Origin of the sequence: Thalassotalea psychrophila, from assembly GCF_031583595.1 — a bacterium.
Lineage (GTDB): Bacteria > Pseudomonadota > Gammaproteobacteria > Enterobacterales > Alteromonadaceae > Thalassotalea_A > Thalassotalea_A psychrophila.
Genome location: NZ_CP134145.1, coordinates 1,848,720 through 1,873,388 on the forward strand (window position 1 = coordinate 1,848,720; position 24,669 = coordinate 1,873,388).

The 24,669-nt window shown below is 39.7% G+C and carries 14 protein-coding genes; 9 read left to right on the forward strand and 5 right to left on the reverse strand.

Translation table 11 applies throughout. The features are described 5' to 3' along the window. Positions 1–257 precede the first annotated feature (257 nt). Entirely contained in the window at positions 258–1,070 is an 813-nt protein-coding gene (locus RGQ13_RS07545) for a transporter (RefSeq protein WP_348392943.1), read from the forward strand. Positions 1,071–1,208: 138 nt separating this feature from the next. After that, positions 1,209–2,360 (forward strand): acyl-CoA dehydrogenase family protein, encoded by a 1,152-nt coding sequence (locus tag RGQ13_RS07550; RefSeq protein WP_348392944.1) that lies wholly within the window; start codon positions 1,209–1,211, stop codon positions 2,358–2,360. Positions 2,361–2,501: 141 nt separating this feature from the next. Here RGQ13_RS07550 and RGQ13_RS07555 read toward each other — a convergent pair whose 3' ends face one another. The 4 genes from RGQ13_RS07555 to RGQ13_RS07570 all read right to left on the reverse strand — a co-directional run bounded on the left by RGQ13_RS07555 (position 2,502) and on the right by RGQ13_RS07570 (position 7,429). After that, positions 2,502–3,287 carry a hypothetical protein gene (locus RGQ13_RS07555; RefSeq protein ID WP_348392945.1) on the reverse strand — a complete coding sequence of 262 codons (786 nt, stop codon included), beginning with the start codon at positions 3,285–3,287 and terminating at the stop codon, positions 2,502–2,504. A gap of 132 nt (positions 3,288–3,419) precedes the next feature. Next, positions 3,420–4,400, reverse strand: a complete 981-nt coding sequence (locus RGQ13_RS07560; protein WP_348392946.1) for a HupE/UreJ family protein — start codon at positions 4,398–4,400, stop codon at positions 3,420–3,422. Further along, complete coding sequence (locus RGQ13_RS07565) at positions 4,397–5,227, reverse strand: peptidylprolyl isomerase (protein WP_348392947.1); 831 nt, start codon at positions 5,225–5,227, stop codon at positions 4,397–4,399. The genes RGQ13_RS07560 and RGQ13_RS07565 overlap by 4 nt, the downstream gene beginning before the upstream one ends. Positions 5,228–5,503: 276 nt before the next feature. Further along, a complete protein-coding gene (locus tag RGQ13_RS07570) occupies positions 5,504–7,429 on the reverse strand; it encodes a DUF3604 domain-containing protein (RefSeq protein ID WP_348392948.1) in 1,926 nt (641 codons plus the stop codon). Between the two features lie 253 nt (positions 7,430–7,682). On the opposite strand from RGQ13_RS07570, the gene RGQ13_RS07575 reads away from it, so the two are divergent. Then, positions 7,683–8,480 (forward strand): hypothetical protein, encoded by a 798-nt coding sequence (locus RGQ13_RS07575; RefSeq protein ID WP_348392949.1) that lies wholly within the window; start codon positions 7,683–7,685, stop codon positions 8,478–8,480. Positions 8,481–8,532: 52 nt separating this feature from the next. Here RGQ13_RS07575 and RGQ13_RS07580 read toward each other — a convergent pair whose 3' ends face one another. Further along, entirely contained in the window at positions 8,533–9,051 is a 519-nt protein-coding gene (locus tag RGQ13_RS07580) for a hypothetical protein (protein ID WP_348392950.1), read from the reverse strand. 192 nt (positions 9,052–9,243) lie between these two features. Here RGQ13_RS07580 and RGQ13_RS07585 point away from each other — a divergent pair, with 192 nt between their 5' ends. From RGQ13_RS07585 to RGQ13_RS07610, 6 genes are all read left to right on the forward strand, one after another. Then, positions 9,244–9,777, forward strand: coding sequence for a DUF4136 domain-containing protein (locus RGQ13_RS07585; protein ID WP_348392951.1), 534 nt, complete (start codon positions 9,244–9,246; stop codon positions 9,775–9,777). A 322-nt stretch (positions 9,778–10,099) separates the two neighbouring features. Further along, positions 10,100–11,152 (forward strand): DUF1214 domain-containing protein, encoded by a 1,053-nt coding sequence (locus RGQ13_RS07590; RefSeq protein ID WP_348392952.1) that lies wholly within the window; start codon positions 10,100–10,102, stop codon positions 11,150–11,152. A gap of 28 nt (positions 11,153–11,180) precedes the next feature. Then, positions 11,181–13,289: a winged helix-turn-helix domain-containing protein gene (locus RGQ13_RS07595; protein ID WP_348392953.1), complete on the forward strand. Its 2,109-nt coding sequence runs from the start codon at positions 11,181–11,183 to the stop codon at positions 13,287–13,289. Between the two features lie 308 nt (positions 13,290–13,597). Continuing rightward, positions 13,598–16,069 (forward strand): reprolysin-like metallopeptidase, encoded by a 2,472-nt coding sequence (locus RGQ13_RS07600; RefSeq protein WP_348392954.1) that lies wholly within the window; start codon positions 13,598–13,600, stop codon positions 16,067–16,069. A 51-nt stretch (positions 16,070–16,120) separates the two neighbouring features. Further along, positions 16,121–20,209, forward strand: coding sequence for a S8 family serine peptidase (locus tag RGQ13_RS07605; RefSeq protein WP_348392955.1), 4,089 nt, complete (start codon positions 16,121–16,123; stop codon positions 20,207–20,209). A gap of 21 nt (positions 20,210–20,230) precedes the next feature. Continuing rightward, the gene (locus RGQ13_RS07610; protein ID WP_348392956.1) at positions 20,231–24,631 is read left to right on the forward strand and encodes a S8 family serine peptidase; all 4,401 of its coding nucleotides are present in this window, start codon (positions 20,231–20,233) and stop codon (positions 24,629–24,631) included. The last annotated feature ends 38 nt before the right edge of the window (positions 24,632–24,669 follow it).

Consider the following 24,669-nt stretch of genomic DNA (forward strand, 5'->3'; position numbering starts at 1 on the left):
AATGTTTTTGATAAAATTCGGAGGTATTAGAAACAAGTCAGTAACAGACTATTTCTATATTTCTTTTAGCAAACCTAATTATAGGAACTGCTTAATAATTTTTTGTTTCATCCATTGATGTGCCAAGCTATTCGTCACCCGTTTATGTTCGATTAAATAAGTGCGATCTTTTCTAGATTTTTCAATAGCTTTCTACTACTTTTAAAGTAATTAAAAATTTTAATAATATTAATCTCTTTTCATGTTACAGGGAATTTATGATGAACGTTACTTCAAAACTAGCTATAGGAATGGGTTTTGTTTTTTGCAGTGCAGTAATGGCGGAAGAAAATGTTGCAAAAGGCGATAAGGATCTTGCTCAAGAAATTGCTAATCCTTTAACCACAATGATCATGGTACCCGTACAATTTGAATACAATGAAAATATTGGACCTGATGATGATGGCACGCGCAGCACAATATTCGTGCAACCGATTATCCCGTTTGAATTAACTGAAGATTGGAATTTAATCACCCGTACTATTGTGCCATTTATCCAGCAGGACGATATTTTTCCTGGAGCTGGCTCGCAAAGTGGTATTGGTGATATCTCTGAAAGTTTGTTTTTTTCACCTACAAAACCAACAGACAATGGTTGGATCACAGGTTACGGTCCTTATATTCAACTTGATAGTGCCACCGATGACTACCTTGGTTATGAAGAACATGGTCTTGGAGGATCATTTATCGCCTTAAAAGTTGATGGCTCTATAACTTACGGATTTTTAGCCAACCAAGTATATTCGGTAGAAGGGCATGTAGGCGGCACCTATAGTAATACTTTTATTCAACCATTCTTTGATTACACCACTGAAGGGGCAATGACGATAGAGCTCACCTCTGAAACCAATTACAACTGGAATAATGATGAATGGTCAATCCCGGTAACATTAACAGCATCGCAATTCTTTATGGTTGGCGACCAACCAATTCTAGTTGGTGGCGGCTTTAAATATTGGGTGGAATCAACAGCAGCCGATCCCGAAGGCTTATCGTTGAATCTAAACTTATACTTGTTGTTTCCAAAGTAGCACTTAAATAAAAGCTATTTATTAACCAATCAATAGTTCTGGTTTTATCCTTTCTTTCACCCGTTCGGGTGTGTATTAATTTTTATAATGCTATTACATTGGTGTAATAGCATTAGTATCAATTACCAAGAGATCAATATGAGAAGTGAATTACAAGAAGAGTTAAACATATTCCGAGAAACCGTTATTCGTTTTATTGAAAACGAAGTTGCACCCAACTATGAAGCTTGGGAAGAAGCAAAACAAATTCCAAAAGAGTTTTACCTAAAAATGGGTGAAGAAGGTTTACTTTGTTGTGATATCCCTGAAGAAGATGGCGGCTTTGGTGTGAGTGTTGATTTTAACATGCTGGTTGTTGAAGAAATTGCCAAAGCTGGTTATTTCTCATTAGCATGTAACTTAATTGTTCATTCAGATATTGCCGCGCACTATGTACTAAACCTAGGCACACAAGCACAAAAACAAAAATATTTATCGGGTATGATTTCTGGTGAATGCATTGGTGCTATCTGTATGACCGAGCCTGGTGTTGGTAGTGATTTACAGGCGATGAAAACCACAGCAACAAAAACTGCAACAGGTTGGAGCTTAAGTGGCTCAAAAACCTTTATAACTAATGGTCAAAATGCATCTTTATATATTGTTGCTGCGAAAACTAATTTAACTGTACCAGGTTCAAAAGGAACATCTTTATTTTTAGTTGATGGCGATAAAACTGGCTTTGAACGTGGTCAGAACCTTGACAAAATGGGCCAAGCCGCAGCAGATACTTCAGAATTGTTTTTTGATAACATAGAGCTTACTCAAGATGATTTACTTGGTGAACTAGATCGAGGTTTCTTAGGCTTAATGCATGAATTACCGCGTGAGCGTTTGGCTTGTGCTTGTATTGGTACTGCTCACGCCGAAGGCGCACTTGAGCTTGCTCTTGAGTATATAAAAGAGCGCCAAGCATTTGGTGCACCTTTAGCTAAACTGCAAGATATCCGTCAAAAAATTGCTGAAATGGCAACACAAACAGAATTGCATCGCATAATGATGGAGCATTATAAAGAGTTGTTAATTGACAAAAAACTAAGCACTGAAAAAGCCAGTATGGCCAAGTATTCGGCTTGTGAAATGGAAGGTAAAGTGATTGATATGGCGCTGCAAATGTTTGGTGGTTACGGCTATATGAAAGAATATCCAATTTCACGTTTTTACGTAGATGCACGTGTACAACGCATTTATGGCGGAACGTCTGAAATCATGAAAGAAATCATCGGTAAAGGTGTGATCGGAAAAATTTAAACTAATAACAAGATTATTAATAGAAAACCTCCCCATGAAAAAAGGCTGGCTAATTAAATTAGCCAGCCTTTTTTTACTTCATGGAAGAAGGAATGCAAACTTAACATGGATATTATAAAGTTGGCTCAACTATGAATTAAATTAGAATTTGTACGTAGCGCCAATACCTGGGCCGGTAACTTCCATATCGTAAACAAAACCATTGTCTTTATAATCAATATTCATCATTCGGTAAAAGTATTTTAGTGACCAGTTATCACTTAAATTATGATCAAGTGTGACAGAAACTAACGTATTCTCGCTAGGTTGGTCAGCAAAGCCGCCCACTTCTAATCGACCTTGCAAGGCAAACGTGTTATTTATTTTCCATTTTGCATGTACGCCAACAAAGGGGTCAATAAAATCATCACCAGTATTAATATTTCGTTTGACCACTTCATTATTGAGTTTAGTGCGTTTTGTCTTAAGTGTTACGTCTAAATTAAAGTAACGAGCACCTATATAACCATAAAGATCAAAATTGCTGCGTTCCATTAATCTATAACCAGCGGCTATATCGATAATTTCACCGCTAATATCAGTTTTAATCGAGGCTGATGACGCGTCTGCTGGAGGTGGTACAGCAACTTCTGCATTTTCAATGCTAAGTACTGTGACCTCACTGTACATAAACCAATTGTTTTTCTTTGCTGAAAAATTAAACATAGTGCCAAAGTCTAGCTCTTCAGCAAGATCAGAAAAACTTATGTCTATAGGTGATATAGACTCGAAAGGTACACCATTTAAATCTCCGTAAGCTCCCGATTTCCCTTCATTGGCCGCAGCCCAAATATATGGTGTAAATTCAAATTTCCAATCTTCAGCATAAGCGGTAAAAGGAGTCGAAAGAGCAATAGCCGTTAACATGGCTTTAGACATTTTAATCATTGAAAATCCCTGTTTATTCAATTTGTAAATTTCTTTTCTTAAAGGATACATCAAGTTAACAGATTTACCACTGTTGACAGCTTGATAACTGTATATAACTGCTAAGCCTCTAATAAATCATAAAACGGGCTTCTAAAATACGGCCAATCTCTCAATCATCCAGATTGTTGCTATACTGCCACATGCATAACTCACCGGTAATCTCAGTTGCTCTACCGTCAATGATTGATAAATTATTGATACCAACTTGAATCCGATAAACAGCGCAAAAACGAACAGTATTTGACCAACTTCAACGCCAATATTAAAGCTAAGTAATGCCAATGATTTTTCTGCGACAGGCAAGCCAATTTCACTAAGCACAGCGGCAAAACCAAAACCATGTAGCAAGCCAAAACTCGATGAAACAAGTACTGGGAAGCGTAGACTTAAGCTTTGTGTTCTATTTTTTGCGATCTCCCAAGCTAAAAATACAATGCTCAACGCTATTACAGCTTCAACTGGCTGAATAGGGATCACAAACAGGCCGGTAGCTGAAAGAAATAATGTAGCTGAATGAGCCACAGTAAATCCGGTAATGGTATACAGTAATTTTTTTCGTGTACCTGAAATGTAAACCAGACAAGCAACAAACAATAAATGATCTAAACCAATCAGTATATGTTCGATGCCTAATTCAATGTACGTTAAAGCGGTTTTAAATGCGGTTGTTGCAACTAAAGTATTGATTACAAAATTAGGCTTTTCAATATTAAGTATGGTTGTAATGGTTTGTTGCTGGCTATCGCTCACTCTTAATAATACATCACCAGTAGATCGCTCTATGCCATCAATGCGTAGCTCTAAGCCAACAACTCCTGATTGCCTTTGAAAACTAGCGTATTCAATATAGGCATTGTTGATAATGTGAGTTCTTTTCGGCGCTAATAATTTTGTATCGTCGGGGAAAGTCACAGCTAACACTTCTCGAACGCCATTTCGAATTGGAATTTTCCAAACCAGATCAAATTCAGTATCGTTGATTATGTTGATATTAACTGACGCAGGGCGCATGTCATCAGCAAAGATATTAAACGAAATTAATATCAACAAAGATAAAAGAACTCGTTTCATTCGGATTCCTTTTCGCTTGCACGCTCAATGGTATATCTTTGCATAAGTTTTTGTTCAAAGCTGGCTTTTGCTTCTTGCAAGTTTTGATATTGCCAGTCTTTTAAAACACTTTGTTTAACAGATTCAAAGGGTTTATCTGTAGCAAGTTGTTTTTGTTCAATAAATACAAAGTGCTGCCCTACAGTAGAAATAATAGGTCCAGACCATTTAGATAATGGGTAATCGTTAAGTTTTTCGCTGAAGCCATCACCAAATAATCGGTCTATTTGCACGGAATATTTTTGATTAATTTGCGCGGGTAGTAATGTAATTTCACTTTGTGGTGAAAGCCCTTGGTTAATCAATTTAAGTTGTTGATCTAGTTTTTTCTTTAGTTGTTCAGGTGTTCTATCAATTGATATGTGTACTTGCTGCAAACTATAAGTAGGTATGGTTCGATAGTTCGCTATATTTTGTTGATAGTAGGACTGTAATTCTTCCGTAGTAGGCTCTTTGGTTGTAACTAAATCTTCAATTAAAAAGTCCATTTTTTGGCGAAGGCGTCTATCAATAACTTTATCACCAATATCTAGACTCAGTGCACGAGCTTCACGCAAGTACATCTCATTTATGGCAAAGTGTTGAGCAGCATTTTCAAGTTCTTTTGGTTGAGGCTCTCTGTTCCAACGAGTTAAAAAGCTTTGCCTGATTTGTTCAATTCTTGCTTCGCTGACTTTGATGATATTTTCAGTCGTTGTATTACTATTTAAACGATCAAAAATAATAAAAAATACTATGGCGATAAACAGAAAGTGAATAAGCGGTTCAGTGATGATTTTTTTTAGCATATTGAAATTATTAGATTTATTATTATTTGAAGATAACAGGGTAATTAATTATTTAACAGAACAAGTGCTGTTGTTTCAAGAAAAACCTTGCTGATTATTAATCTGCAAGGCTTTTATACCCGTTTCATTAAGTTTGTGATCTTGTTGTGCGCAGGAAAAATACATCAGGGCAAGGCTCTCGATTGACCAATAGCTGGCTATTGGGATTGAGAGCAACGCCGTCTTGGAGTATTTTAACCAACACAAGTAGCAATAACTTGCTAAATTGGTATACCATTATTTAGGCGAATACCAAATAGGTGAGCTGTAGGCGCGCTCCTGGCCAACTAGTTCAGCCTCTTTTGGAATTTCAGCACCCATTCTTACTTTATCGTATACCACCCACCGCGGGGTTGGTATTTCGATCACTCTGGCATAATAAAATGCCGACTCATTTTTATCAAAATCAGGGTCAACCCATACGCTTGATAATTGGCTGTCACCGATGCTGTTACTCCAAGTTGCAGTTTCAAGATCTACTGTGTTACCAACAGGCTGTTTAGCCCGACCTGAGCTATCAATTTTACGGCCATCAGATACGGCAACGTCGTATACTTTTTCATGCAGTTCGCCTTTTGCATCCATCCAACCTTTGACGATCTGAATTCGATCAAGGTAAGCACTTTTAGGATCTCGCATCGCATAAAGCATAAACGATGGCGCCTTGTCTGATTTTTGTTTAACTAAGTCGCCACCCATAGGTACGCCTTTGGCATAACCAATTTTTGCAGGATCGCTGGCTTGTAAATCTTCTTGGTTATAATCCCAACCACCGAAAAACCGTACCGTCATGCGCGGACCAGTGGTACCGTAAGTTTCTTTACGCTCAATGGCATCAAATAGTGCTGCTCGGGTATTCTCGTGCGCCCATACGCCGGTGTAGCCTGAGGCAACCAGCATATAACCTTCTATTCGACCTAAGTCAGACGCGATAAACGGATGCGATATCCTATCTTTAGACGGCTCAACACTGGTTGATTTACCAAAGAAATTATCCTCATCTGCTGTTGCAAGGGAAGTATGGCTGTCTGTTGCGCCACCAAAACCAAACTTATACGGGTTGTAGCCTAGTTTTTTCTCTAATGCTAAACCCTGCTTTAATGCTTCACGAGCATATTCGCCCTTAAGCATCTCAGGTTTTTTCAACTGACTAATATCTAAATTACCAACATCCCAATTTTCATAGTCAGAAAACTCATCATCTGGTGATAAATAAGGGTGCGCTTCGCCATCGCCTTTAATTTGGGTAATTTCATAATGTGGTTCCCATTTAGCTCTTAGTTTTACGTATTCCTCGTCAACCGTGCCGCCAGCATAGGTTTTATCTGTGGGAAACATCCAACCATTAGATAAGTTACCATTATGAGAAAACGCAAACGCTCGACCGCCATGCTTGCTTTCGTATTCCTCTAACCATTTATATAAATCAAGTGGGTCAGTACTACCGGTTGGTGGTTGTGTTGTTGGTGGTTGCACTTTTAATGCTATATCGGCATTATCACGAATAATAACATTACGATGTAAATTGAATCCTTTTGGCACAGATGTCCACTCAAACCCAATAAACGCGGTAAATAATCCTGGTTCATTATGTTGCTCGGATGCATCAACAATGGTTTTCCATATATTACCGAATACTTCAGAACCCGGACTATAATCTTTAACCATTTGCTCAGGTATGGTCATTTGAGAAAAATTTTGAATCAAGTCAAATGCTGCTTCACCGGCGGCTTTACCGCCTTTTTTAAAACCCTCATGCCATTCTTTGCCTTTTGGAATTGCAACAATGTTTTCTGCACCATTTTGAATATCCGTGGCAATGCCCATTAAATCAGTATGATCAGTAACAATTAACCAATCCAGTGGCCTGGCGAGTTTTAATGGAATGCCCTTGGCAGAATTAATTTGCTCACCACGCGCTAAGCGATAGGCATCATCAATAGTTACAGTATTACCAAATAAACCAGCATCAAGTGACAATCCTGTATGCAAGTGAGAATCGCCCCAGTAAACGTTGTTTGGCTGGGTATTATTCGCACGAGGTGAAAATTTCATTACATCCTCTTCAGGAACTGCAGACTTTGTATCTGATGCCAATGCCATGCTCCCATTGAGGAGCAAACCTATTAAGGTAGTAAGCTTAATTACTTTGTTATATTTCATACTATTATCCCTGCTTTATATAAACTATTAAATTAAGGCTAGAACAATAATTTATTATTGCCAATTTTCACGGTTAATAAATAAAAATTACTGCAAAAAAATCATATGCTTACTGTGACTGTTTGATTAAGTGGGTTTAGTTAACCGCAATTATTACCGTTGGTAATAATAATCTTGCTTTAAAATCATTAGCAAAGAGGATCTGCTCCTAATTAAAATAGCGGCAATTGATGATTTATAAGAAGCTCCTGATATGAAAGAAGTGAAAACAATAACTAGTTCAATGTTGGCAGTACTTGCACTAACAAATGTAGCATTAAGTAGTTCTGCTAAAGCCGATGAATGGCAATTTGAAGCAACGCCGTATGTATGGGCTGCAGCGAATGAGGGATCTGCCGGCGCTTATGGCTTAGGTCCTAATGGTGATATTAATCCTCCACCTACAGATATCGATATAAATTTTCAAGATCTAATCGACAGTACTGATTTAGGTACCATGCTGAATTTTGCAGCTAAAAAAGATAGATGGCTGCTATTTACTGAGTTTACTTACCTTGAAGTCTCTGATCAGGCGACAAAGTCTTTCACTGGCCCTACGGGTAGCAGTAGTGCAGAAATTGACTTGGAAATAAGTGGTACCGTGTTAGACGTGGCTGGTGGCTACCAGTTCGTTGAACAAGATAGGTTTCAAATGTATGGCTATGCCGGGGTACGGTATATGGACCTAGATACTGATATTAGCATTGATGCACCTGGCGGTGTATTACCAAGTGAAATTACCATGGGTGATAGCTGGACAGATGGATTTGTTGGCGTTCATACGGCTTGGCAATTCAGTGATAACTTTAGTTTTAATACTCGTTTAGAGGTTGGCGGGTTAGGGGATGTTGACGAAGCTTATATGGCGCATATTGCGATTAATCATCAAGTCTCTGAAAACTGGCAAATAAAATACTTCTACCGTTATCAGAAAGTTGATTATAAAGGTGATGGTTTTATTTATGATATGGAAATTACTGGACCTGGTGTCGGTGTTACTTATACTTTTTAGACTTCAATTGTTTTACAGTAAAGCTTAAATAAAGCAGATTTTTCTGCTTTATTTAAGTTTGTGTTTGCACTTGTTGATTAAAAATTTCACCTATTGATAATTTTACCAGCGGAGCATTGCTAATCTCTTTAATAAATTCTTCTGAATAAATCATTTGTTTACTTTCTTCCTGCCACCACACCGCCCAAAACGGTAATGCCAAAAAACTGTGACAAAAGCTTATTGTATGATGCCACGATTCATTGTCTAAAATATCGGCCTTGTATTGGAAGTAGCCAGCCATAAATCGTTGTAGTGCGGCTCGACCAAAGAAATCTAATACGACAATTTCATCATGATTAAAGTGTTCTAACTGGTTATTTGGATTGAATGAACGAGTTATTAGCTCCTTGTCTGGGTGAACGCTCATTCGTTCATTCCATCGTGACCAACCAAGAAATGTTGCCGTGGTCGCTTTGGCTTTTAGCAATCTTGAATTTTCTTTTAATTCCACAACTAAGTAAATTAACGTTGCCAATACGGCAAAGCCGCCACAAATTTCTGCAATAGCGACCATTTCTTCTAAGTTCATATTTGAGCCTAATTGTGTGAATGTACAATAAGATTAGTTTAGTCGCTAAATAACAATATTGAAAAATGTTTTAATTAGACATTCACCATTATGCTTGAGGTGCATATTGCGTCATCAGGTTTTGTTATTGGAGTTATTAGTATTAAGGCTTTATTCTTGATTTTGTAAAATACATTGATAAACGAGGTTTTTATGAAAGCAATAAAACTAGTGATTATACCTTTGCTGGTACTACTGTCGGCTTGTAGCACAACCTATGAGGCTGACAGCGATTACAATAGTGCCTATAACTTTAAAGCAGTTGATAGCTTTTATGTTGTTGGTGATGAACAGTATAAAAATCCATATTTAAGTGATATGAATAGAGATCGCATTAACGACTCAATTTCAGCAGAACTGTCAAAACTTCATTTAGACGTACAAAATAAAACTTCGGCAGATGTTTTAATTAGTTATTTCGTGGTAACTAAAGAAAAAATTAAAGTCACTTCAACTCCGGTTACCTACAGCAGATATGGTACCTATGGACAATCACATATTAATACTCGCGATTATGTTGAAGGCACGATAATTATAGATGTGGTTGACAACAAATCTCAAAAGTCTATATGGCGAAGCTCAATTCAAAAATCTGTTAAAGAACTTGATACACCAGAAGAGCGTAGTCAAGAAATAGCAAAAGTGGTTAAAGCGTTGTTTGCAGGGTTTCCAACTCAGCAAATATAGAACTATCGATCACATTTAACATCTTCAAGCGCATTTATTGCGCTTGAAGTCGTTCTATTAGGGATTGCAAAAAATTCGAATCTTTGTGGCCAGAACACAATAGATTTTGTTTTTCACCTTTTCGGGCGATGGTTAATTGCTTCGAGATCTTTAGTATAAATAAAACAAGCAATTGAAATTACAAGAGTTATTTTAAATTGATTGTTGCTAATAAAATAAGCTGTACTATTCTAAAGTTAATAATAAGAAAATTAACCTTTGCATCCCTTTTCTTTTAATTTTTTTTCATTATTTCAGCAAAAGAGTTAAATTTGGAGCTTCAATGTTTAAGCTAGTACATATTAAAATTTACTGCATTTTTGTATCAATCTTTTTACTATCGTCATGTCATGACAACTCTGCAACAATAAGTGAAATCAACCCAATGAAGGCTGAAACTAAAGTTATTGTAACTAACGATAACTTTGTAACGGCAAAAACCGATAGGCAAATGCAAAAATACGTAAAGAGATTTTCTGCCTTTGGTAAATTTTTTCATAGCAGATGGATGTATGATTTAAACAATCAAGATACTAAGCATGTAAATTTAGATACGCTTTATTCCTATGCTATCGTTGATTTAACTACTCCCCTTGATATAACCATGCCAGAAACTCACGGAAAGTATCAATCATTAATGGTTGTTAATCAGAGTCATTCAATTACAGCTTATTATGCAGGTAAATACACCTTAACTAAAAGTGAAGTTGGTAGCCGATATGCTTTTCTTGTCATTCGAACTTTTATTGACCATACAGATAAAGAAAGTTTATTAATAGCTCATAAATTGCAAGATTCCGTGCTGTTGAAGCAAGAAAGTATCGGTGAATTTTCTGTGCCTGAATATGACGAGGAGAGCTTTGCAAAAGTTAATGAAAAAATACTACTAACAGAGCTGGATAAAGATCAATTACTAGAAGGTTATGGTCAAGCTAGTAAGGTTGACCCTGAAAAAAATAGATATTCTGCAGCTTTTTCTTGGGGAGGTTTACCACAAAAATATGCTATGTATATCTTCGGGAATATTAAAAATGATGATGGAGTAACCCCGCACTCTTTAACGGTAAATGATGTGCCTGTTGATGCCTTTTGGTCTATCAGTATATACAATAAACGCGGTTATTATGAAATAAGCGATAAGGCAGTTTACAGCATAAATAGTACAAGATTGAAAAAAAACGTCGATGGCAGTATTACTATAAACTTTGGTAACTCAGGAGCAATAAATAACTTAAACATTTTTAAAAAATGGCATTATGTCGTTAGATTATATAAACCCCAAGCGTCTCTGATAGATAAACAATGGCACTTTCCCTCAGCTGAAGAAATTAACTGAAATGAAAACGTATTAGAGATACAGCATCATGATTAAATTAACTTTTGCAAAATACAAAATTGATAGGTTTACCATTAATTGTCATGAATTAACGGTAGCAAGTGATGAAAAGTCGATAAAGTTGCCCGTTAAGGTATTTGAATTATTAAAACTGTTTATTTTAAATGCGGACAGTTTCGTACAAAGAAGCCACGCCATAGACGTTATTTGGGAAGGGAATGAAGGTGTTGGCAAACGAGGTTATACCAATGCTATGTGGCAGTTGCGTAAAGCCTTTGGCGACTTAGGCGCTGAAAATGAAGAGGTTTTCAAAACTTTACATAAAGTTGGGTATTTTTTAGTTATAACGCCAAAGCCTATCGCTTCAGACGCTGAGGTAGAAGCAGCACAACAACCAAATGCTAGTTTAAAGCCTTGGCAAAAAGGCTGGATGATAGCGTCGGTTGCCTCTTTACTTTTAATAGTAATTGCTGGTCTTAGTTATCTTTTATACACCCAAGAGGATAAATATCAATTTGCAGATCATGTGGCTTTACAAGTGACAGAGTTGCAGGGGATTGAAGAGCAGCCTGCGGTTTCTTACAACGAACGGTATCTAGCCTTTCGCTGGCAAGAGGACGAAAACGAATCTCAACTATATATTCAAGACTTATTTGATAATCATAAACCAATAAGAGCGTTGACTGGTGGTCAGGCTAAAAAATCGTCGCCAGTTTGGTCGGTCACTGGTGACACGGTTGCGTTTTTACTCTTGACCAAAAAAGGGGAATGTCAGGTACGTACGAAGCATATCTTTACCGAAAAAATTAAAATTTTAGATACCGGTTGCTTTTATCAACACCAACAAAGTGGCTTATCATGGTCTGACGATGGTCAGTTTCTCATTTATCCAAAAGTAATTAATGGTGAGGCACAGTTATTCAGCTTAAAATTAGTTAGTAATAAGTCTAAAAAACAAGCAAAGCCAGTTAGTTTTCCTAAAGCCAGTGAACAAGATGTTATGGGGTTATATTCTCAAGATAACAGCCAACTTGTATTTGTAAGAATTAAAGATAATAAAACCAGTCTAGTTAAATCAGAGGTGAACAAAAAAGATAAAATTCTTATTAGTGACCTTGAAGGTATTCTAGGTCTTGATTGGCATTACAGTACAAATTCTATTTATATGACCATTTTCAACAATGGTAATTATTCTACACAAAGGTATGGCTTAAAAGATCAGACGTTAGAAGAAATTGATTATATCGATTCATCCTCGGGCTTGAGCATTAGTCAATCGAATAATAAAGTATATTTTTCCAGGCATTTAGATCATGAATTTATAATCCAGGACTCATTATTGCAAGATAACCGAGAAGTAAGTCGGGTAAAATCTATCTATCGTAATTATTTTGGTCGTTATGTCCCCAACACTGGTGCCGTTCTGTTTGTTTCAGACCGCTCAGGAGAAATCGATTTATGGATAAAGTCTGTAAAAGGTAAAAAAAACTTAACCAACGGTATTGGTGAAGTGTTGAACTCAGCAGTGTCACCCAAAAGTGATAAGTTTGTAGTCAGTTTAAAAGCAGACGAAACTAATGAGTATCAACTTTACTTAGGCGACTTGCCCAACGGAATATTAACCCCGCTGAATACCGGCGAATTAGAGCCAAAAAATCCAACCTGGAATCGTAGCGGTGATGCAATTTATTTTTCGTCAAAAACAAAAGCTGGCTCTGGAATATTCACCATGAATATCTATAATTCAACGATCACCCAAGTTACCTTTGAAAATGATATATACGCAATTGAGGGCGATGATAATATGCTGTATATAACGAAAGAAGGTGAGGATGGAATTTGGCAGTTTAACCCTGAAACACAAAATTCAATTCGGATTATTGAAGGGTTACAGCAAGGCGATTTTGGAAACTTCTTTTGGGAAAATAACAGTATCTATTTTATCTACCGTGATGATGAAAGTGATATCTTATTGAATTATTTAGGTGAGGATACATTTAAAATCACTACCAAATTTCCCTCAGATACCATCCATAAAGGCTTTGGCATATCAACTGCAGATCAGCAAACATTTTTGCTAACACGTAACCGCGTATATGATGCAAATATCTATTCAACTGAAATTATAAAGCAGTAATTATATAAACCTATTTAGTTTCTTGTACATCATATGACTAAATATGTAGCTTTTCTTCTGAATAAAGGCCCTTTTTTATAGTATTTATGCTTTAACTACACGCATAGCTGAATGTTGTTTCTGGCTTTAAGTTATTGATGTGTATCGTATAAATAATAAAAGATAATTTAAAGATGAATAAAAGGTGAAAAAAAAAGATTTCGCAGATTAGCTCAGCTTAACTAATACCACAATTAAAGATAGCATCCATGGCGCTAAATTAGCTTTATAGCAATTTAGCGTTTTTTATTATTAAACACATGGTTTTTATGACGCTATCTAAATTACTTAAAAATGTCGCTCTACTATTTACCTACTTGCTCTATGCTTGTGTAGGTGTTGCATATGCGAGCCAGTCAATATGGCAAGACGTTTCGTCTTCACCAATTGAGCAAGATAACTTTGCCAGCAAGAAAGTATCGGTAAATCAGTCTCGCCTTCTTGAACTCAATATCAGCTTAATAAAAAACAAACTGCAACAAGCTCAGAAAAACATTACCCTGCCAATGCCTGATGGCAGCATGGTTGAATTTAGATTTACTGAATCTGATGTTTTACCAGTTTCGTTAGCCGCCAAATACCCTAATATAAAAACCTACCAGGGTGTGCAAGTTGACAATAAAAATAATTACGGCCGCTTTGATTATACTGAACAGGGCTTTCATGGCGTAATCAACTACAACAATAAAACCATTTATATCGACCCTGAACAAAATTTCAGACAAAACCTAAATAGCATAGAAAATGACAACAGCGTTACTAACCTAGAAAGCAAAAGAAAGGTTAACAAGCAGTATAAAAGTTACTATAAAAAAGATGTTGTATCGACAACGTCCGCTATTGAATCACAAGTATTGAAGGTCGCTAAAGCGCAACCTTTAATGGCGCAAAAGTCAAATGCCACGCAAGCGATAAACAAAGTATATCGCATTGCGTTTGCTGCTACCGGTGAGTACAGCCAGTTTCATGGAGGCAGTAAAGCCACGGTTTTATCAGCCATTACTACTTTGGTAAACCGCTTAAACCAAGTGTTTGAAGTTGAACTTGGCATTAAATTACAACTCGCTGAGCACAGCGATGACGTTATTTATTTAGACTCAGCTAGTGACCCATACGTAAACACCTACCAAGACGTATATAACAATCCTCAAGTATTACGGGAAACTCTTGGCATAAATAACTTTGATATTGGTCATGTGCTTAGTACAGGAGGTGGCGGCTTGGCCGTGGTCGCCGCAACGTGTGATAACGATGCTTATGTCGAAGATGAACAAGAATACTACCCAATAAAGGCGATGGGCGTAACCGGAAGTGAACGCCCTGTTAGTGATAGTTTTTATATTGACTTTGTTGCGCACGAGCTTGGTCACCAGCTTGGCGCTGAACACTCATTTAATGGTCAAAGTGGCTATTGCTCTGGTGGCAATCGTGTGTTTTTGTCTGCGTATGAGCCTGGCAGTGGTTCAACCATAATGTCCTATGCCGGACTTTGTGGTAGCGAGAGTCAAGCGATTGATGGCGAGAACTTACAAGCAAGTGCCGATGATTACTTTCATATCCATTCAATCGAACAAATGTCTGAATATTTAACTGCTGATCCATGGCAAATAGGCCAATCTTGTGGGAAAACCTTTGCAACCACAAATAACGCGCCTACAGTTGATGCTGGCCGTGACTATGTTATCCCAGCACAAACTCCATTTGAATTAACCGCCAGCGGCAGCGACAGTGATTTTGATGAACTTACCTTTACCTTTGAACAATTCGATTTAGGCAGCGCATCTAACAATATAGAGACGATGCAAGATGACGGATTGAAACCGTTATTTCGCTCAAACAAACCAAGCCACGAAGCAAGCAGAATATTCCCTAATATGGATAGTGTTTTATCGGGTAGTTTAGTGATAGGGGAAAGCTACGCCACTACTAACAGAGAGTTAAATTTTAAAGTAACAGTGCGTGATAACAAAGGTGGTATTGCCGTTGATGCGGTAAAATTACAAGTTTTGAAAAACTCTACGCCGTTTCAAATTTTGTCGCCAAATGCCAATGAGCTTTGGTTTAAAACTGCAACCAGTACTATTTCCTGGGATGTTGCCAATACTCAAAATGACGAAATAAACTGTCAATATGTAAACATTGATTTATCTGGCGATGGTGGTCAACACTTTAACACTCGTTTGGCGAGCAAGGTAGATAACAATGGTGAGTTTGATGTTGCAACGCCAAAAATTAACACCAGCACAGCCCGGGTAAAAATAAGCTGTGTAGATAATATCTTTTTTGCTGTCTCAGTAAACACTTTTGCCATCAATAACAACTTCTCTCCTGTTGCCAGCTCTGATCATTTTGAGGTGAGCTTTGAAAGCCAAAACCATCTCGATGTACTAAACAATGACACCGATGAAAACCTTAATGATGAACTAACCCTTGTTTCAATCACTTACCAAGGGCGGGGCGACGTTAGCATAAGCAGTAATCAAATTAGCTACACGCCTGCAGCTGGCTTTAGTGGCAGTGAAAGTTTGAGTTATCAAATTCACGATGAGCAAGGAAATATAGTAACGGCAAATGTGACCATCGATGTGTTAGCGCCAGATAGGAAAGGCGCTGGTGCGACTGGTCAAACTGGCTTCGTCATATTTATATTTTTTATCTTAATCATTCGCAAAAACTTTATTTTTACGACTTTTATCAACAATTTTAATAATAACAATAACCGACGGGCTTTAAATACATAGTTAATTCTAAGCATTAAAGTTGAAACTTTTGGAAACATTAAAGAGAACATTATGATTTTTAAATCAACCGCTATCGCAGTATTTGCTAGCAGTTTGCTGTCACCAGCAATCGCGCAGGCTAATAGTGGTGATACGTCAACCGCGGCCTCTGCACCGGCTATGCAAGGCACATTTGCCAAGCAGCCAGCACGAGGAGTTTATGCCATCACGCTTAAAGCTGATGCCGCAGGCTTACAACACCAAGATCCACAGACCAAAGCGAAACTTGCCAAAATAACGCAAGTTCAAAACGATGTTTTTGCCTTCGCTCAACGTTACGACAACAACGTCAAACTTGCATTGCGCACGCGCTTATTAAGCAATATGTTGACCATTGAGCTGAATGAAGATGCGGCCAATGCTTTGAAAACTCATGCCGATGTCGCTGTTGTATCTCTTATTTTCAGTTTAGATGAGCAAAGTAACCAGCAAATGGCGGCAAAGGATGATAGCGAAGGTTTTTCTGGCGGCGATTTTAACTCTAAGTACCCGTTTTTAAAAGTTAATGACGCCGGTGACAATGTCACTGTTGCCATCATCGGCCAAGGTGTTGATTACACTCATACCGCTTTAGGTGGTGAAAAAAACGATAAGCTCGATAATTACGGCGTCGCCTTTCAAAACGTCACCAACGCTTGGGAAGGTTTTCCCAATGATGTGGTTATTGGTGGTTTCGATTTTGTCTCAGAAAGTGGCGGTTATGATTACAACCCGCTTGAGTATCATTCAGATATCACCGATAGACGTTGGGACTCGCTAGAATTCAAAGCCGGATATGGCTCTGCTACGGCATTAGCCGTATTGCAAGCCGTACCTAATGCCAAAATATTGGCATACAAGGTGGAAGGTGTTTCCTATGAAGGCGATGTATTTAGAGATAACTACTTTGATGCGAAATTTGTCGCGGCATTAGAGTTAGCGATTGATCCTAATTTAGATGGCGATATTTCTGACCGTGCAGATATTATCCAGATCTCCAGATCTGTTGGTGGCTGGACCTTTGTCGATGATAATGATACGGGCCATTCTAATTCAAGCGTTGGTGTACAGTTTGTACGTGATATTGCCGCAACCGGTGCTTTAGTGATCACCGGTGCTGGTAATTTTGGCCAAAATGAGACTTATTACAATATTGCCTATCGAGGCATGGCCCCAGAGGCGCTAACCGTTGGTTTTGCCCATCGTGAAGATACCAGCTATGCGATTAATCCCAACAGTCCGGTCGGCCCAACCCGTGGTCCGGTGTCGGTATTAAAACCTGATGTAGTATCGGTAACCGATGAAATGATCGCACCGCGCGTGGCCAGTAATACCGGTTATGTTAATTTAGAAGACAATGACAGGCTAGCGCTGACTCGTACTACTGCCGCTGCAGCGAGTATTATGGATGCTCATCCGCAATTAACCGCAGCAGAAGTGAAAGCCTTGTTGGTTAATACCGGCATTAACAATATTGCTAACTCCCACGGTGTTGCCCAAGTTGGCGGCGGCTCGGTAAACCCGATAGCAGCAACAACATCACATGCATTGATGTATCAAAAGGGCAATTACCAGCCAAGCTTGAACTTCTCACAAGTAAAAGTGTTTGGCCAAAGCAGCTTCAGCAAAGAGGTGGTGATTAAAAACCTGTCTGATAAAACCCAACACTATAATGTTGTGATCAATAAAAATGGTGATAAAGTCAATAATAACGCTGTTGCGGTATCGTTCCCATCACAAATTACCCTGCCGCCTCTTACTGAAGTCAGCGTACCTGTCACAATTACCGTTGATGAAAATAAGTTGGCAGCAAATCCATTTGCACTCACACAGGACTTTCGTAGTGCAAATTGGGACAAATATGCGATCAACGGAAACATTACCCTAGAGCATGAAGTAAGCCCTGGAGCATCAATTCATATCCCTTGGTTAATTATGCCAAGTCGTGGTGGAATCTTTGCCGTTGATAACAGTTTTAACAAAGACTCCTGGACCAATATCCGCGCAAATGATAACGACTTTAGACCGCCACACGATGCTAATTGGCGAAATAAAGTGCCATATGCTGTTACTCAAGACTATAACCGTGTGGAAGTGGAGAACGTCACTAATGTAGCGCAAACTTTATATGCTATGCCGATAATTTATCATAGTGAAGATTATCGAATAGGTACCCCGCGCACTGGTAATATCATTAAAACCATTGCTGGCGATATCGTTGCTGAACAGCAATGTTTATCAGGCAACAAGCTAAGCCTGGCAATCACTTACTTTGATGAAATTCAACTGCCGACATCAAAACATTTTGACCGCTTTGCCGGAGTAATGACGTCTATTCAATTGTACAACAAAGAGTCAATTGAAATGGCTGACAACAAAGCAAGGTTTTTGGACGAGTTACAAAATACGGCCGGCCATTTAACCCGTTTAGATCTTCGTTTAAACGAACAACAGCAATTTGCTACTCAGTATGTTGACCAAAAATTACCTTACAACCCATGGAATCCAAGAACTCGCTACAAGTGGACTGAATTAGAAACGGTTGCGGTACCTGGTGGTGATACCATAGTGACCAATATTTGTACGGATAAACTGTTCCACGGTCCTATTAATGCTGAGACGTTTAACGACATCATCGGTCTGCAGTTTTCATCCGATCGGGATAACATCCCGGGCTACTATGATGACGTGTTAACCCATAACTTCAATTTAGGTGGGCACAGTGTTGTCAGTGAAATCGAAGATCAAGAAGAAGTTGTAAGCGTAGAATGTAGTGCCGGATTTATCAAAGATAATAACGACAATTGCATTAAAATTTATGACGAAGACACGATAGATGTCGACTTAGCCGAATGGGTCGCCTTGTCTGTAGGAGAGGATAAAGAAGAGTTCAAATTTCACTGTGGCTCTTATGATGAACAAGAAACTACAACGTGTACTGCTAGTCATTCAAAAACCTTTGAATTTGAATTTCGCTCGCCTAACCGTAACCCTGATGGCCTGATTTGTGACTTTTACAAAGAATCAACAACAGCGGTTTGTCACGCTAAGAACTTGGTTCGTGATAATGGTGATATTGAAGATAAATTGTTCTGGCGCGTGTCTTTTAATATCACTGGCTTAATCGCGCCGCCACCGGTTATTAGCGATAACTCATTTCTTACCGGTGTGGCAATTAAACTGAAAAATGCAGCCGTTGCCGATATTGATGCCAACTGGACTAACCAAATTACCTTGCAACCAGGTGAGCGCGCATTGGTGTCTTATCTTCGCGACAATGCCTGTGGCGGTACAATTCACAACCCAACGTCCAAAATTAATCCGGTGATATGTAGTGAAGGTGGTTATGTATTCGATCCAGTATCAGGCTTTAAACGCATTGCTCATAACAACTCAACTTATGTACGCGTGGCAAAAGGGCAAGAGTTTAGTGTGTCTGAAGATTCCCAAATTGGTGATGTAATTGGCACTGTGCGAACCACCAGCAAGTACATTAGAGAGACTTATGGTCGAGGTAGTGAGTACTACGACCTTTGGCTGCTCGACGGCGGTTTTGGCGCACCATTTCATTTATCATCGCAAGGGGTTTTATCGGTAAGAGACCCACAAATGCTTGATTTTGAAGACATTGCTTCCTATCAGTTAACAGTTTCAAGCCGTGGTGGTAATTATCAATCAGCAGCTGACACCATTAAGGTGAATGTGCGCAATGCCAATGATAATGCTCCGCAACTGCTCTCCGCCATAGGTGATATTACCATGGTTCAACATCAGGCAATTGAAAACATCAGCTTTGCTCATTATTTCTCCGATATCGACGGCATAGGCTTGGTGTTTAGCGCCAGCGAATTACCGCAAGGCTTGGACTTAGACAAGGCTGGCATATTAACTGGTACGCCTACGGTAAATGGTGAATTCAGCGCCAGTATTTTGGTTACCGACGGTGTTCATACCTTAGCCAGCGATATTCACTTTAATATCGCCAAAGATGAAAATTCAAACGGTGAAGATACAGAGCAAGAGTCTAAAGGCTCCTCAGGTGGTGCTGCAACCATGTTGCTATTTGCCGTTATCGCGCTAACCCGCCGTCGTTTAGTTAAGAGCATTCAGCAAGCTAAATAACGCTTGCTGTAAGGATATATTTTGAAATTTAATAAAAACAAGGTCATTTCATCAATGACTATGCTTGCCGCCGGTATTGTCACCAGTGTAAGCGTGAATGCCGCAGTATTTGGCAACGAAGATGGCCAGCCCCTTCATTGGGCAACTGCCAACAATGAAGGATCAGCGAAAGTGCTAGCCAATTTGGCCAAAGCAACTAGCAGCAATGCTAATGAATACTTTGTTATTTTAGAGGATGCGCCGTTAGCGACTTATGATGGTGCTAATAGCAACTACGCCGCAACCAATGTGTTTGCCAGTAAAGGTAGTAATGCCAGCGAAGGTGGCAAGTTAAATACCAAGAGTATGGCGTCTAAGCGCTATCGCGGCTATCTGGCGGCCAAGCAAACAGAAGCCAAGCTTCACGCGGAATTGCGCTTAAAGCGCCAAGTCAATGTGAAGCGTGATTACTCTATTGTTCTCAACGGCTTTGTTACCGAGTTATCGCCATCTGAGGCGAAATTGTTACTGCAACTTGATGGCATAAAAGCGGTAGAGCAGGTTGGTATCGACCAACTCGATACCGATAGTGGCCCAGCGTATTCTGGTGCCGATAAAGTGTGGAACGGCTCTGCCGATAATCAGATCCCAGGCCATAAGGGTGAAGGTGTCATTGTTGCCGTTATTGACAGTGGTATTGCCTCATACCTGGAGCCGGTTGAAGATATTTACGATACCGAGAACTTACCGCCATTTCATCCGTCATTTGCCGACGTTGGTGCCGATGGTTATAACCATACTAACCCGTTAGGTGAAGGGGTTTACCTGGGAGATTGTGCCGACCGTACAGTTGGTGGCAAATTTATTCCAGCGCAAGAGAACTGGTGTAACGATAAACTTATTGGTGTTGTTGGCGTTGGTGTATTTGGAAAAGATATCATCAATGAAACCATGGATGATGCCAGAACCGAAACCGGTCAAGATGCCAATGGCCATGGCACACATACTGCATCAACTGCAGCCGGTAATGTGGTCAGAAATATTCGCACCGAAGCTGAAAGAGATGGTCTTTTAGAACAAGTGTATGAAGAAACCTTTACTTACGAGCAAATTAGCGGTGTAGCACCGCATGCCAATATTATTTCCTATCAGGTATGTAACTCATATGGCAGCTGTAATCAAAGTTACACCATTACAGCCATTGAGCATGCGGTTGAAGCCGGTGCTGATGTTGCTAACTATTCCATCGGTGGTCCAGTAAAGTCACCTTGGTATCAAGTTACTTCGCTGGCATTTTTAGCAGCGCGTGAAGCGGGTATTTCCATTGCTACGTCGGCTGGTAACACTGGTTATAATGGCAGCTATACCATTGGAACACCGGCAAATGCCCCTTGGGTTACCGGGGTTGCGGCTAATACGCACAATCGTGCTTTTAATGACAAAGTGGCAACGCTATCTGGCGGCGCTGAAGATTTTGATATTGATCATTTTGTTGGCTCTGGCGCTACCGTTGGTTTAGCGGCCACTGAGGTAGTATTTGCCGAAGATGTAGAGCACACAGGAGAGGGAAGTCACAGCCATACTCATACCCATAGCAGCGATGATGAAGATGATTTTTATCACGAAAGCTATGATGAGCACACATATACAACTGATGAATATAATAGCCCAATTGCTTATGAACATACTCATGTGCATGACAATATGAATGCTGTAGATGTTTATGCCATTGCCGGAGCTTGTGGTCTTGATTCTATGCCTACAGAGAGGGTTAAAGATAAGGTCGTTATCTGTAACCGTGGTGGTCAATCTACTGAAGGCTTTTTAAGCCGCATGTCAAAGAGTTATGCGGTTGAGCAACTTGGCGCAGCCGGTATGATCTTAATCAATACCTCGGATACACGTTTTGATACGACCATGGATGATTTCCATGTATTGCCGGCAGTGCATTTAAAGCGCAAAGCAGGTAAAAAATTACTCGAATGGCTAGAGCAAGGTGAAGGCCATAAAGTAGCCATTAGTAATTCAAAACTAGTCGCAGATGATACCTTTGCCGGCATCATGGGAAATTTCTCATCTCGTGGACCGGATCCATATAGCCATGACTACCTGGTACCAGATCTTTCTTCTGCCGGCGTTAAAATATTGGCGGCAGGCTTAGGCGAAGGCATGGGCGATAAAAACAGGCCTGAGCAATTAAAGAGCGATAAAGATTTTGTTTATATGACGGGTACATCAATGTCGTCACCGCATGTTGCCGGTATGTTTGCCCTAATTAAAGGCGCGCATCCTAACTGGTCAGCAGCAGAGACGCAATCGGCACTGATGTTAACCTCCAGCACTGGCTTAAAAAATTATGGCGCGTTTGAAGACGGCGAGCAAACCTTCGAACCAGCGAATTTACATCAAACTGGTGCCGGTATGGCGCGCGTTGACCTGGCTATTGCTTCGGGTCTTATTATGCATGAAACCGAAAATGGTTACCTGACCGCCGACCCATTTGGCGATATTCCAGGAATGATAATCGATGATCCTGATGGCGGGCCACAAGAAGAAGTTGATCCGGGTGATTTACGCGATGCAACTCGTGAACCAATTGTCGATTGGCATGGTGAACCATCAAAAATCAATATTGCCAGCTTATCAAAAGGTGACTGTGAACTTGAATGTAGTTGGACCCGTACGTTTAAAGCCACCAAAGCTGCGAGTTGGGAACTGTCATACAGCTATCTGAGTGAAGGTTTTGAGCTTTCTAGTAACCGTGACGGTGAAAGTATAGATGTTGTTGTTGGTGAAGAATTCAGTGTTACCTTTTATGCAACTCTAACTGGTCAACTTGACGATGTTTGGGTTAACGGCCGTGTGCATATGAGCGCAACAGACAGCACAATACCGGAAGTATCATTACCGGTAGCGGTAGAATTTGATGCCGGTGATACACCGGAAAGCATTGAAATTAATGCCCACCGTAATCGTGGTTCAGTGAGTGTGGAAGATATTGTTACCGTTGGTACCGATGAATTAACGATCACCGCATCGAGTTTAACCAAAGCCGATATCTTTGATGGTAACGTACAAAGAGCCAAAAACCCAACACAAATCTACCAAGACGTGCGCCTGCCTGGAAAACCAGGCCTAGTGGCAATTCCGTTGAATATCCCGTGGGGTTCATCGCGTTTGGTGGTCGAAGTATTAGAGACGTCATCACCTGATTTAGATATTTATGTTGGTGAAGATTTTAATAGTGACGGTGTGATCCAGCAAAAAGAGTTAGATGCTGTTTATTTTTGGAGCAACGGCGCCGGCTCTAACGAAATGTTGGACTATCCAACCCCAAAAAATGGTCAGTATTGGGTCATGGTGCATAACTTTGGCGATCACTACAACAATTCACAACATGAAGGATTTGATCCATCAGCACTGGTGCTTGATAGCTTTAAACTGTCGGTCAGTGTTGTAGAAAGTGATGATGATAGCTTAAGCGTTAAAGCACCAAAAAGTGTTGCCCGTGGCGCCGAAGTACCGACAACGTTAAATTGGGACAAAGACATGGTTAAAGATGAGCGTTTTTACGGCTTACTCAATGTCGCCACTTCAAAACAACAACTAAATAACGTTGGTATCGTTAACATCACCCTGAACCGTGGTGAAGACGATGTAAAACTAAGCCTGTTATCAAATGATGCCGATACCGAACGTGCCGGCTTTGACATCACTATTGCCGAAAACAACTCCGGTCAAGATCGTCACTATAAAATGTCTATCGATTTAGTTACTGGCAGCATAGTTGAATCACTTACGCAGCAGTCGCAAGTGTCTGGTCAGGCAGCACAGTCTGCAGGGGATAATATCGACTTTAGCCAGGAAGGTGACACCTTAACATGGGAATATCTACACGTTAATGGCGCACCTGCGCAAACGGTGTCGTTAATTATTCATTACGCCGAAGTTGAGGGTTTAACCAATGTAACGCCAGCAGTTTATTCAGTGTTAAATGAACAAGATGAAGGCGAATACTCACATATGACAACAAAAGTTATGGTGCAGGGCCGTCCAGTGTTTGATTTATCAGCTACCGAGCAATATGTCGACCCAGGTACGATCGTTACCATTACAGCATCACTAATTGATGCGGTAATTGACAACCCTATGTTGAGCTATAACTGGGAACAAGTTGAAGGACCAAAAGCAGAGCTTAGCGTTAATGACAATGTGCTTAGTTTCACCGTACCGAACAATGCCGACGGTAAGCGTTTTCTATTTGAAATGACCGGTCACAACGGCGAGCGCTCGGCGGTAGCACAAACCATGGCGATAAGCGTTACCGGTGAAGACGTTGGTGAATCGGGCAGTTTTGGCTGGTTCTTCATGCTGTTGGCGATGCTCAGTGTTTGTACTCGTAACTGTACTAGTCAAAGTACTAGAAAATGTAGCAATAACTAATCATTAATAAAAATAATAGTTAGATCCTGATTAATCAG